Genomic DNA, 12,687 nt, shown 5'->3' with positions numbered 1-12,687 from the left:
TTAACCGCCATGTTTGAAAAAGTAAAGAAAAACGGAACTGAACAATTAGGAAGAACAAATAGAATTGTTGAAGGAACATCAATCGTAGGAGATATAGTCTCAAAAGCCGATTTTAGATTAGACGGCGAATTGATAGGAAACTTTACTTCGCAAGGCAAAATAGTGATTGGGGCCAAAGGAGCTGTTAAAGGAGAAATAATTTGTAACAATGCTGATATTGAAGGAGAATTTCACGGGAAGATAAAAGTTCTAGAAACCCTTAATATTAAATCGACTGCTCAAATACACGGAGAAGTGGCAGTAGGAAAACTTTCGATAGAACCAGGAGCGGACTTCACAGCAACCTGTACCATGCTTGCCCATTCGAATCCTGTAATCATGCTAGAAGATGGAAAAGGAGCCGAATAATAATAGGAGAAATAAATGGCTCGCATTTATTAATATTCCATTTCAAATGGGAGTCATTATTTTTGTTTTCTCTTATTTCGGGACTTGGCTTGACGAAGAACATCCGAGCCCGAAAGTGTATTATAATACCATTTTTGTACTAGTCGGAGTTGGAGTTGCATTATATAATGTAATCCGACAAGTAAATGATATCAATAAAACAAAGTAGTTTGTATATAAAATGACTTGAGATAAAAGTTGCATCTTTGCACTAAAATTATTTCAAATGCTTTCAAAAAATTACAAACCGATTTTTTATTTGTTATGCCTTGCTTTAGGAACTTATATTCTACATAAAGCCGTTTTTTTCTTTAGTGAAATTAATGCGGACAAATTTCATTACAGTTTAGAATTACTGTACATATCTTTTTTCGCAATTTCATCTTTATTATACCTTATATTATTAGTAGTAAAAAAGAAGAATTTTGAAATCGTTGGAATGACATTTCTATTTGGAACTTTTACACAAATGTTATTAGCCTATTTAGTTCTGCAGCCAATTTTAAAAAATCAAACTGGGGAAACCAATATTGAAAAAGTCAGTTTTTTTATAACATTTGTGCTGTTTTTGTTATTTCAGACGCTTTTAACTGTCCGATTATTAAATGAAAAGCCTTAAAATAACAATTCTTTAAAACAAGGTTTAAAAATAATTTTTCATATCCTTTTGAATATTAATAAAAAATGTACCTTTGCACCAAATTTTAGAAACGTAAAAAAATAAGATTTTCCACGATATGGTGATTTCAAACAAACCACTCAGCTTTATTCTTGCTGCTTTTGTAGCTTCTCTACCGATTATGGGTTTTGCAAATCCAGAGAATGACTCGACGCATGTTCAAACTGAAACTGCTCATGAAGAGAAAGTAGTTTCACATAATGCTCACCAAGAAGGAGAGCATGTTGCTCTTGACCCAAAGGCAAAAGTGGATGCTTTTATTGATCACCACTTACAAGATTCTCATGACTTTGTTTTCTTTTCAGATGAAAAAGAAAATAAACACTACGGTTTCTCATTACCAGTTATCCTTATTGATGGAGGTTTAAAAGTTTTCTCTTCTTCAAAATTACACCACGGAGAAGAAGTTGCAGAAGTTGATGGTAGCTACTACAAATTAGTTCACGGTAAAATTTACAAAACAGATGCTGCCGGAACAATCAACTTTGATGAGCACGGTCATCCATCAAACGAAAAACCATTAGATTTTTCAATTACTAAAAATGTTGTTTCAATGCTTTTCGTATCAGTATTATTGTTCTTCATGTTTACTGGTTTAGCAAAATCATACAAAAAAGGACCAATCCCAACAGGATTTGGTAGAGTTTTAGAACCACTTGTAATTTTCATCAGAGATGAAATTGCAGTTCCTAATATTGGAGAGAAAAAATACCGTAAATATATGGGTTACCTATTAACTGTATTTTTCTTTGTTTGGGTTTTAAACTTATTAGGAATGACTCCACTAGGAATCAACGTAACAGGAAACATTGCTATTACAGTTTGTTTAGCGGCCTTTACATTTATCATTACTCAATTTAGTGCAAACAAAGATTATTGGGGACACATCTTCTGGATGCCAGGAGTGCCAGTTCCAATGAAAATTATCTTAGCTCCAATTGAGGTTTTAGGAACATTAACAAAACCATTCGCATTATTAATTCGTTTGTACGCAAACATTACTGCAGGTCACGTAGTAATTATGAGTTTAATTGCAATGATCTTTGTTGGAAAAAATTTAGCAGCAGATTTGCCAATCTCATTAGGATTAACTTTGTTTATCTCTGTTATTGAAGTTTTAGTTGCATTTTTACAAGCGTTTATCTTCACAATGTTATCATCATTGTTTATTGGTATGGCTGTTCAAGATCATGATCACGCTCACCACCACGAAGACGAAACTGCTATTATTTAATTTTAGAAGTTTAATTTTATATATATAAATAGTTATGGGAACAATTCCAACTTTAGTAGGTGCTGGTTTAGTAGTAATCGGTGCAGGTTTAGGTTTAGGTAAAATCGGTGGATCTGCTATGGACGCTATTGCTCGTCAGCCAGAAGCTGCTGGTAAAATTCAAACTGCGATGATTATTATCGCGGCTTTATTAGAAGGTTTAGCATTCGCTGCTTTAATCTTAGGAAAATAATAAAGAAAGAAATAACAGCATCTTTAACGGTTGGTTAAAGATGTTGTTACTTTTAAAAAAGAAATTAAATATTTAATATAGTTATATAAAATGGATAAGTTAATTAACGATTTTTCATTCGGATTATTCTTCTGGCAAGCTTTAATCTTGGTAATATTGATTTTACTTTTAGTAAAATTTGCTTGGAAACCAATTATGGAATCTATTACTGCAAGAGAAGAAGGTATTAAAAATGCATTGCTTTCTGCTGAAAACGCAAAGAGAGAAATGGAAAATTTACAAGCTGACAATCAAAGAATTTTGAATGAAGCTCGTGCTGAACGTGACGCGATGTTGAAAGAAGCTCGCGAAATGAAAGAGAAAATGATTGCTGATTCTAAAAACGAAGCTCAAGAAGCTGGTCAAAAAATGATTGACCAAGCTAAAGCAGCTATCGAAAGCGAAAAAAATGCTGCAATGGCGGAATTGAAATCTCAAGTTTCTTCTCTATCATTGAGTATTGCTGAAAAATTATTGAAAGAAGAATTATCTAACAAAGAATCTCAAACTAAATTGGTTGAGAAAATGTTAGGTGACGTAAAGTTAAACTAAGATTATGGCAAGTACAAGAGCAGCAATTCGTTATGCAAAAGCAATTCTAGACTTAGCAAACTCTAAAGGTGTTGCCGAAGCTGTCAATAACGATATGAAATCAATTGCAACTGCAATTGAGACTAATCAAGAATTGAGTACATTTATTCAAAACCCAACAACAACTGTTGAAGTTAAAGAAGGTGCTCTTTTAGAAGTTTTTGCAAATGTAAATGGAGTAACTAAAGGTTTGTTCCGTTTATTATTCGAAAACAAAAGATTTGAAATTCTAGATGCAATTGCAGTAGAATACAATAAATTATTTGATGAAAATAATGGCGTTCAAGTAGCAAAAGTTACAACAGCTATTCCAATGGACGCTGCTTTAGAAGCTAAAGTTTTGGCTAAAATTGCAACTTTATCAGATAAAAAAATTACAATTGAAAATATAGTAGATCCTTCAATCATTGGCGGATTTATTTTGAGAATAGGAGATAATCAGTACAACGCTTCTGTTGCATACAGATTACAAGTATTAAAAAGAGAGTTAAGTAATTAGTTTTATAACACAAAAAGTGTCTAAATTATAAATTAAGATGGCGGAAATCAAACCTGCTGAAATTTCAGCAATATTAAGAAAGCAAGTAGAAGGTTTTGAATCTGGTGCTACGCTAGAGGAAGTAGGATCAGTACTTCAAGTTGGAGACGGTATTGCTCGTGTTTACGGGCTATCTAATGTACAATATGGAGAGTTAGTGGAATTTGATAACGGTATGGAAGGTATCGTATTGAATCTTGAGGAGGATAATGTTGGGGTTGTATTATTAGGACCATCAACAGGAATTAAAGAAGGATCTACAGCAAAAAGAACTCAACGTATTGCTTCTCTTAAAGTTGGTGAGCAAATGGTAGGACGTGTAGTTAACACTCTTGGTTTTCCAATTGATGGAAAAGGACCAATCGGTGGTGACTTATACGAAATGCCTTTAGAAAGAAAAGCTCCTGGAGTTATCTTCCGTCAGCCAGTAACTGAGCCATTACAAACAGGTGTAAAAGCAGTTGATGCTATGATCCCAGTTGGTCGTGGACAACGTGAGCTTGTTATTGGTGACCGTCAAACAGGTAAATCAACTGTTTGTATCGATACAATCTTAAACCAAAAAGAATTTTACGATGCAGGAAAACCTGTATTCTGTATATATGTTGCAATTGGACAAAAAGCTTCAACTGTAGCAGGAATCGCGAAAATGTTAGAAGAAAAAGGAGCAATGGCTTATACAGTTATCGTTGCTGCTAATGCTTCTGACCCAGCTCCAATGCAAGTTTATGCTCCATTCGCTGGTGCTGCTATTGGAGAGTACTTCAGAGATTCAGGTCGTCCAGCTCTTATCGTTTATGATGACTTGTCTAAACAAGCTGTTGCTTACCGTGAGGTTTCTCTTTTATTAAGAAGACCACCGGGACGTGAGGCTTACCCTGGAGACGTTTTCTACTTACACTCTCGTTTATTAGAGCGTGCTTGTAAAGTAATCGCTGATGATGGTATCGCTAAAAACATGAACGATTTACCAGATTCTATCAAATCTATCGTAAAAGGTGGCGGTTCATTAACTGCTTTACCAATTATCGAAACTCAAGCTGGTGACGTTTCTGCATATATCCCAACAAACGTAATCTCTATTACAGATGGTCAGATTTTCCTTGATGGAGATTTGTTCAACTCTGGGGTTCGTCCTGCAATTAACGTAGGTATCTCTGTATCTCGTGTTGGAGGTAATGCTCAAATTAAGTCAATGAAAAAAGTTTCTGGGACTTTAAAATTAGACCAAGCTCAATTCCGTGAATTAGAAGCTTTCGCTAAATTTGGTTCTGACTTAGATTCTGTTACTTTAAACGTAATTGAAAAAGGTAAAAGAAACGTTGAGATTTTGAAACAAGGTTTAAATGATCCTTATACAGTTGAAAACCAAGTAGCTATTATCTATGCTGGTTCTAAAAACTTATTAAGAAATGTTCCTGTTAATAAAGTAAAAGAATTCGAAGCAGATTTCTTAGCGTACTTAAACAGCAAACATAAAGATACACTTAACGCTTTGAAAGCTGGTAAATTAGATGACGCTATTACTGACGTTATTGAAAAAGCAGCAAAAGAAATTTCAGCAAAATATAACTAATTATTAGTTGACGGTTGTTGGTTGATTGTTTTGGAATTATCCAAGTAACTATCAACCAACAACTAACAACCAACAACTACAATAGATGGCAAATTTAAAGGAAATCCGTAATAGAATTACTTCCGTTTCATCGACGATGCAGATTACATCGGCTATGAAAATGGTTTCTGCTGCAAAGCTTAAGAAAGCACAAGATGCAATCACTGCAATGCGTCCTTATGCCGAGAAATTAACAGAGTTATTGCAAGATCTTTCTGCTACACTAGAAGGTGAAGTAGGAGGAGATTACACTACACAACGTGAAGTAAAAAAAGTATTGTTAGTAGCTGTAACTTCAAACAGAGGTTTATGTGGAGCTTTCAATTCAAATATTATTAAAGAGATTAAAAATCGTACTGATTTTTATGCTGGAAAGCAAGTTGATGTTTTTGCTATTGGTAAAAAAGGAAGTGATGCTTTAAGCAAAACTCATAAAGTTCACGGTCATCATAATGCAATTTTTGATCATTTGACATTTGAAAATGTTGCTGGAATTGCAGATGATTTGACACAAAAGTTTTTAACTGGAGAATATGACAGAATTGAATTAGTTTACAATCAGTTTAAAAATGCTGCAACTCAAATTGTTCAAGTAGAACAGTTTTTACCGTTAGCTCCTATTAATACTGATAAAGCTGCAACTTCTGGAGATTATATTTTTGAACCAGGAAAAGAAGAAATTGTACTGGCTTTAATCCCTAAGTCTTTAAAAACACAATTATACAAAGGTATCCGCGATTCATTCGCTTCTGAGCATGGCGCTCGTATGACTGCAATGCACAAAGCGACAGATAACGCAACAGCTTTAAGAAACCAATTAAAATTAACTTATAACAAAGCTCGTCAGGCTGCGATTACAAGTGAGATTTTGGAAATTGTTGGTGGAGCAGAAGCTTTAAATGGATAATCTATTACATAATAAATAAAAAGAAAGCCAGCATTAGCTGGCTTTTCTTTTTTATTGGAAGTTTTATTCTTTTTTAAAAATACTTTTATAAAATGGTGATTCTCAAATTATAGTTAAGTTGAGAATCACTACCATTTTATAAAAATAGACAGATTAACTCTGTGTGCTTTGTCTTTCATGGGAACAAACTAGCTTTATTAATCCCAATGCTCTGTTTTTTTAAGGGTTACAATACAGCAGAATCAATCCCTTGTGCTTTGTCTTTTATGGGAACAAACAAGCTTTATTAGTCCCAGTGCTCTGTTTTTATTAGGGTTACAATACAGCTGAATCAATCCCTTATGCTTTGTCTTTTATGGGAACAAACAAGCTTTATCAGTCCCAGTGCTTTCTTTTTTTAAAGGGTTGTACTAGCTTTCTCATTCCCTTTGTAACAAATTTAAATAAAGACTGTTAAAAAAATGTTACATAATTTTCACCTCTGTTTTATATATTTCACATGTTGTGTTAAAAAAGCGTATATAATTATCTAAAGATAAGTAATTTAAGAATATATTGTAACACTTTTCTTCTTTTTTTTGTTAAGTTTAATTTATTTTTCAAATATGTAGTCTATTTTATTAGTCTATATTTTAATTATTTTTGAATCCTATTTCTTTTAAACAATGGCTTTACAAATAAAAGAGCTTACTACTATCGATGAGATGGCAGCTCAAATCAATACGATTCGATTTTTATATCCCAATATCTCTCTTGAAAAATATAAATCATTTCTTTCTGAAATGCTTCCGCATAATTATATTCAAATTGCAGTTTTTGAAGATGATATCTGTCTTGGATTAACTGGCTGTTGGTCGGCTACAAAACTTTGGACAGGAAAATATCTTGAGATTGACAATTTTGTTGTTAATCCAGAATATCGATCTAAAGGAATCGGGAAAATGCTTACCGATTATGTTGATAAAAAAGCTATCGAATTAAATTGCAGCAGTATCGTTTTGGACGCATTTACTGGAAATTTTGGTGCTCATCGATTTTATTATAATCAGGGTTACGCTCCGCGAGGATTTCATTTTGTAAAAATTTTGGACGAAAAGAAATTAACGGTTTAAAAACAATCAGAAGTTTTCTTTATTGCATCAACAAAAGCACCCATTAAACAAAAGAAATGGTTATTTTTGTCTTACAAACATTATTAGAATTATATTTTGGGATTATATAAAAATCTATTCAAACAAACGGCAATTTACGGACTGGCTACAGTTTTACCAAGAATGCTGAGTTTTTTATTAGTGAGATTATATACTGGAATTTTGCCTACAGCAGAGTATGGTGAAGTTTCTATTGTATTGTCTTGGATGGTTTTCTTTAACGTGGTGCTTTCTTACGGAATGGAAACTGCATTTTTTAGATTCTATAGTGCCGAAGAGGATAAGAAAAATGTAATCGCAACATCTACCATTTCAATATTTTGGACTTCTATAATTTTTCTTTTCGCCGGATTGATTTTTAGAAATACATTGGCAAATCTAGCAGAAGTAGATGTCCAGTATATTACCTATACTATTTGGATTTTAGTTTTAGATGCATTGGTTTTAATTCCATTCTCAAAACTTAGAGCCAATCAGAGACCAATGGTTTATGCGGCCATCAAGATTGGAAATGTTGTGATAAACTTATTGTTGAATATATTTTTCTTGATATATCTTCCAAAATTGGCAGAGGCAAGTCCGAATTCTATTTGGGATAATTTATATGTTCAAAATTTCCAAATTGCCTACATTTTCATTGCAAACCTTTTGGCAAGTTTAGCCACATTTATTGTACTTTCTCCAAATTATCTTTCGCTTGGACGAAAATTCGATCCTGTTCTTTGGAAAAAAATGATGAAATACGGGCTTCCAATTTTGGTTGCTGGATTGGCTTTTGCTGTCAACGAACATTTCGATAAAATCTTGTTGGGTTATTTACTTCCTGAAAATTTAGCAAAATCTGAAGTTGGAGCCTATTCAGCGTGTTACAAATTAGGATTATTTATGGTTCTTTTTGCGACAGCTTTCAGATTAGGAATTGAGCCTTTCTTTTTTAGCCACGCAAAAAATGAAAACGCACCGCAGACTTATGCCGTTATTACCAAGTATTTTGTGATTTTAGGATCGTTGATTTTATTGGGTGTCATTGTTTTTGCGGACGTTTTAAAATATTTGTTATTAGACAACAAATCATATTGGGAAGCAATGAAAGTCGTGCCACTCATTATTTTGGCAAATTTCTTTTTGGGCATTTACAACAATTTATCGGTTTGGTATAAACTTACTGATAAAACACAAATTGGAGCATACATATCTATTGTGGGCGCCATCGTAACTTTGATTTTAAATTATCTCTTAATTCCGAAATATAGCTATTACGGATCTGCTATTGCAACTATTTCGGCTTATGGAAGCATGATGCTTATTTCTTATGTTTTAGGAAATAAATATTATCCGATTCCTTATGATATGAACAAGATTGGTGCTTATTTAGGCGTTTCCATATTATTTTCAATAATATCATTTTACGGATTTAGAGAAAAATATTATGTTGGAATTCCACTGCTTTTAGCTTTTATGTATCTCGTATATCATTTTGAAAAAGATACCATAAAAGGAATAATGAAGAGAAAATAAGACGTTTTAAGAAAATTATATTCAAAAATGAAAATTCAAATTATCAATAAATCACAGCACGATTTACCAAATTACGAAACGATTGCTTCTGCAGGAATGGATCTTCGTGCCAATATTATAGAACCTATCACGTTAAAACCTTTAGAAAGAACCATTGTAAAAACAGGACTTTTTATCGAGTTGCCGATTGGTTATGAAGCACAAGTAAGACCAAGAAGTGGCTTGGCTGCAAAAAAAGGTGTAACGGTTTTAAATTCGCCAGGAACTGTTGATGCAGATTACAGAGGAGAAATCGGAGTAATTTTAGTAAATTTATCTAATGACGATTTTGTAATCGAAAATGGAGAACGAATCGCGCAGTTGATTATTGCAAAACACGAAAGAGCTGAATGGATTGAAGTTGAAACACTTTCTGAGACATCAAGAGGTGAAGGAGGCTTTGGGAGCACTGGAGTGAAATAAAAAAGGATGACCAAACCCAACGAAGATTTTAATCTTCACATAAAATCAAGTAAATAATGAAAATAATTGTGCCAATGGCAGGCCGCGGATCAAGATTGAGGCCTCATACATTAACGGTTCCAAAGCCGTTAATTCCAGTTGCAGGGAAATCTATCGTACACCGTTTAGTAGAAGATATTGTAAAAATATTAAAAGAACCAATTGAAGAAGTTGCTTTTATTTTAGGAGATGAAGCTTTCTTTGGAGATGACGTTGTAGCAAGTTTAGAAGATCTAGCAAAAGGATTAGGAGCAAAAGCTTCAATCTATCGTCAAGATCAGCCACTAGGAACTGGACACGCTATTATGTGTGCCAAAGAATCTCTTTCTGGTCCAGCTGTAATTGCTTATGCAGATACTTTAATTAGAGCAGATTTTGAATTAGATCCAGAAGCAGATGCTGTAATTTGGGTTAAACAAGTTGATCAGCCAGAGGCTTTTGGTGTGGTAAAACTAAACCAAAATAATGAAATTATAGAATTGGTTGAAAAACCAAAAGAGTTTGTTAGTGACTTGGCCGTTATCGGAATTTATTATTTTAAAGAAGTTGGAATTTTAAGAAATGAACTTCAAAATGTTTTAGATAATAATATTCAGAATGGTGGAGAATACCAGATTAACGATGGTATTAAAGCGATGATGGCAAACGGAAAAGTTTTCAAAACAGGAAGTGTTGATGAGTGGATGGACTGTGGTAACAAAGATGTTACAGTTGAAACAAACACAAGAATGTTAGGTTTTCTTCATAATGATGGAGAGCATTTAGTAGATTATGGTGTGACTTTAGAAAATTCAACTATTATTCCTCCTTGTTATATTGGAGAGAATGTTGTTCTGAAAAACACGACAATCGGTCCAAATGTTTCTCTTGGAAAAGGATGCCACGTGTCAGACAGTACAATCAAAAATAGTTTGATTCAAACTTATTCTCAAATTAAAAATGCTGCTTTAGATAATGCAATGATCGGAAACCATGTAAGTTACGATGGCAAATTTACTAGTATCAGCATTGGCGATTACGCTGTTTTAGAATAAAATAAAAATTAAGAAAGTTTCGTTTTGTTTAAAATGTAATTTTTAGAAATGATTAAAAAAAGAGTTTTCACAATATTGGTTTTTGCTTTATTAGGCACACCATTTTCGGTTTTTGCACAGACAGAACCCGAGGATATTGCTATGGCAACAGACGAATATCAAGACTCATTTTATGAATCATTAAAACAAAAAGGAATTGAAAATTATGATAAAGCTATTGTATCATTGGAGAAATGTATTAAACTTAAACCCAATGATGCAGTTGCTTATTTTGAGTTAGGAAAAAACTATTTTGCGCTGAAAGAATATCAAAATGCACAGACTGCTTTTGAAAAAGCGGCACAGCTTGATCCTAAAAATAAATGGTTCTGGCTCGGAATTTACGATGTAAGTTACGAGACAAAAAACTATCCTTTGGCGATTGAAATTATTCAAAAAATAATTGTTTTTGACGAAGAATATAAAGATGATTTAATTTCGTTATACATGATTACCAATCAGTATGACAAGGCATTGACCGCGATTAATGAAATGAACGATAAGTTCGGAAAATCTTCTGATCGCGAAATTTATAAAGCTCAGATTTTATCTCAAGGAAAATATCAGAATGCTGAAATTGATAATCTAATTCAACAGATTAAAAAAGATCCGAAAGAAGAATCCAATTATTTGAATCTTATTTTATTGTATTCAAAAAACAATGAAAATGAGAAATCGCTTGAAGTAGCAAAACAGTTGGCTAAAGAAATTCCAAATTCAGAATGGGGACAGGTAAGTTTGTTCAAAACCTACTTGGATGCCAATCAGGCAGATAAAGCTATAAAATCGATGAATGTGATTTTAGCAAGTTCAAAAATCGATTCAAAAATCAAACATAGAACTTTGAATGAATTTTTGATTTATGTAAATAAAAATCCACAGTATGCTGCCGATTTAGAAAAAGCTATTTCTTATTTTGATAACGATAAAGAGGTTGACGTTGCCAAAGAAATTGGAAAATTTTATCATAGCAAGGGACAATTTGAAAATGCGATTAAATATTACGAAAAAGATTTAAAAGCGAATTCAGATACAGATCTTGAAACCAATATGCTATTGTTGGAAGCCTATGCACAAGCAAAACAATACGAGCCAATGACCAAAAGAGCCATGATGCTGATTGAAGTTTATCCGAGTCAGGCTCAATTTTACTATTATGCTGGTTTGGGGAGCAATCAGCAGAAACAATTTAAAAATGCAAAAACCGTCTTAGAAATGGGTCTTGATTATGTAGTGGATGACGTAAAATTAGAATCAAATTTTAATATTCAGTTAGGAGAGGCATACAATGGATTGGGAGATGCAAAGAAAAAAGAGGAATACTTTTTGAAGGCAAATGAATTATTAAAAAAGAAAAATAAAATTTAGATGAAAAAATATATATCAATACTAGTATTGTCTATTGCCGTAATTTCATGCAAATCAAAAGCAGTAGCAGTGCAAGGAAATACAAGCCAGACCATTGTAGAGAAAGAAGACAAAAAAGTAATCGAAAAACATTACAACAATAAGTTAGATTTTTCTACTTTGTATATAAAAGCGAGTGCAAAATACGCTGATGAAAAACAAAGCCAAAATGTTACGGCTGAAATTAGAATCGAAAAAGACAAACAGATTTTAATAAGTGTGCGTTTCTTAGGAATTACAATGGCTAAAGCGTTAATAACTCCTGATGCAGTAAGTTATTATGAGAAAATAAACAGTACTTATTACGAAGGAGATTTTACAAGTTTAAGCAAATGGCTTGGAACAGATTTAGATTATTCTAAAGTTCAAAATCTATTGGTTGGAGAAGCTTTTGACGATTTAAGAAAAGGAAAATATACGCAGACAATCGTAGAAAATCTTTTTAGACTTGACGAAGAAAAAGATGCTAATTTAAAAAAGACTTTTTTCTTAGATGGAGAAAAATATTTAATTCAGAAAGAAGAGATTTCGCAACCGTCTGAAAACAGAACATTGCAAATTGCTTATTCCGACACTAAAACTTTTGATCAGGGAATATTACCGACAAGTATAGAAATCAATGCCGTTCAGCCAAAAGGCAAAACAAGTATTAATTTAAATTACAACAACATTTCATTTAATGAAGAGCTTTCTTTTCCGTATAGTGTTCCAAGCGGTTATAAAAAAGTTACAATTAAGTAAATTTGCAAAAATAA

The 12,687-nt window shown here is 32.8% G+C and carries 14 protein-coding genes; all 14 read left to right on the top strand.

Annotation, left to right across the window (positions count from 1 at the left end; genetic code table 11):
* The first annotated feature begins 9 nt into the window (after positions 1-9).
* The 14 genes from BB050_RS07660 (at position 10) to lolB1 (ending at position 12,673) form a co-directional block, all read left to right on the top strand.
* Complete coding sequence (locus tag BB050_RS07660; RefSeq protein WP_008465829.1) at positions 10-408, top strand: bactofilin family protein; 399 nt, start codon at positions 10-12, stop codon at positions 406-408.
* Positions 409-454: 46 nt separating this feature from the next.
* Positions 455-616, top strand: coding sequence for an AtpZ/AtpI family protein (locus BB050_RS07655; protein ID WP_418251618.1), 162 nt, complete (start codon positions 455-457; stop codon positions 614-616).
* Positions 617-1,184: 568 nt separating this feature from the next.
* Entirely contained in the window at positions 1,185-2,360 is a 1,176-nt protein-coding gene (gene atpB / locus BB050_RS07645) for a F0F1 ATP synthase subunit A (RefSeq protein ID WP_008465834.1), read from the top strand.
* A 34-nt stretch (positions 2,361-2,394) separates the two neighbouring features.
* Entirely contained in the window at positions 2,395-2,592 is a 198-nt protein-coding gene (atpE, locus tag BB050_RS07640; protein WP_008465835.1) for an ATP synthase F0 subunit C, read from the top strand.
* Between the two features lie 90 nt (positions 2,593-2,682).
* The gene (locus BB050_RS07635) at positions 2,683-3,183 is read left to right on the top strand and encodes a F0F1 ATP synthase subunit B (protein WP_008465836.1); all 501 of its coding nucleotides are present in this window, start codon (positions 2,683-2,685) and stop codon (positions 3,181-3,183) included.
* Between the two features lie 4 nt (positions 3,184-3,187).
* Entirely contained in the window at positions 3,188-3,721 is a 534-nt protein-coding gene (atpH, locus tag BB050_RS07630) for an ATP synthase F1 subunit delta (protein WP_008465837.1), read from the top strand.
* 37 nt (positions 3,722-3,758) lie between these two features.
* Positions 3,759-5,336: a F0F1 ATP synthase subunit alpha gene (gene atpA, locus BB050_RS07625; protein ID WP_008465838.1), complete on the top strand. Its 1,578-nt coding sequence runs from the start codon at positions 3,759-3,761 to the stop codon at positions 5,334-5,336.
* 85 nt (positions 5,337-5,421) lie between these two features.
* The gene (gene atpG, locus BB050_RS07620) at positions 5,422-6,282 is read left to right on the top strand and encodes an ATP synthase F1 subunit gamma (RefSeq protein ID WP_008465839.1); all 861 of its coding nucleotides are present in this window, start codon (positions 5,422-5,424) and stop codon (positions 6,280-6,282) included.
* A gap of 665 nt (positions 6,283-6,947) precedes the next feature.
* A complete protein-coding gene (locus BB050_RS07615; protein WP_008465841.1) occupies positions 6,948-7,394 on the top strand; it encodes a GNAT family N-acetyltransferase in 447 nt (148 codons plus the stop codon).
* A 96-nt stretch (positions 7,395-7,490) separates the two neighbouring features.
* Positions 7,491-8,951, top strand: coding sequence for a lipopolysaccharide biosynthesis protein (locus BB050_RS07610; RefSeq protein WP_008465844.1), 1,461 nt, complete (start codon positions 7,491-7,493; stop codon positions 8,949-8,951).
* Positions 8,952-8,978: 27 nt separating this feature from the next.
* Positions 8,979-9,413 (top strand): dUTP diphosphatase, encoded by a 435-nt coding sequence (dut, locus tag BB050_RS07605; RefSeq protein ID WP_008465845.1) that lies wholly within the window; start codon positions 8,979-8,981, stop codon positions 9,411-9,413.
* A 56-nt stretch (positions 9,414-9,469) separates the two neighbouring features.
* Positions 9,470-10,486 (top strand): sugar phosphate nucleotidyltransferase, encoded by a 1,017-nt coding sequence (locus tag BB050_RS07600; RefSeq protein WP_066033161.1) that lies wholly within the window; start codon positions 9,470-9,472, stop codon positions 10,484-10,486.
* Positions 10,487-10,534: 48 nt separating this feature from the next.
* On the top strand, positions 10,535-11,893 hold the full coding sequence (locus BB050_RS07595; protein WP_066033160.1) for a tetratricopeptide repeat protein: 1,359 nt from the start codon (positions 10,535-10,537) through the stop codon (positions 11,891-11,893).
* Positions 11,894-12,673, top strand: coding sequence for a lipoprotein insertase outer membrane protein LolB1 (lolB1, locus tag BB050_RS07590; protein ID WP_008465848.1), 780 nt, complete (start codon positions 11,894-11,896; stop codon positions 12,671-12,673). It abuts the gene before it with no gap.
* Positions 12,674-12,687 lie beyond the last annotated feature (14 nt).

Origin of the sequence: Flavobacterium anhuiense (assembly GCF_001705175.1) — a bacterium.
GTDB classification, from domain to species: domain Bacteria; phylum Bacteroidota; class Bacteroidia; order Flavobacteriales; family Flavobacteriaceae; genus Flavobacterium; species Flavobacterium anhuiense.
Note: the sequence above shows the minus strand (reverse complement) of the source record. Positions and strands in the feature narration are given on the sequence as shown.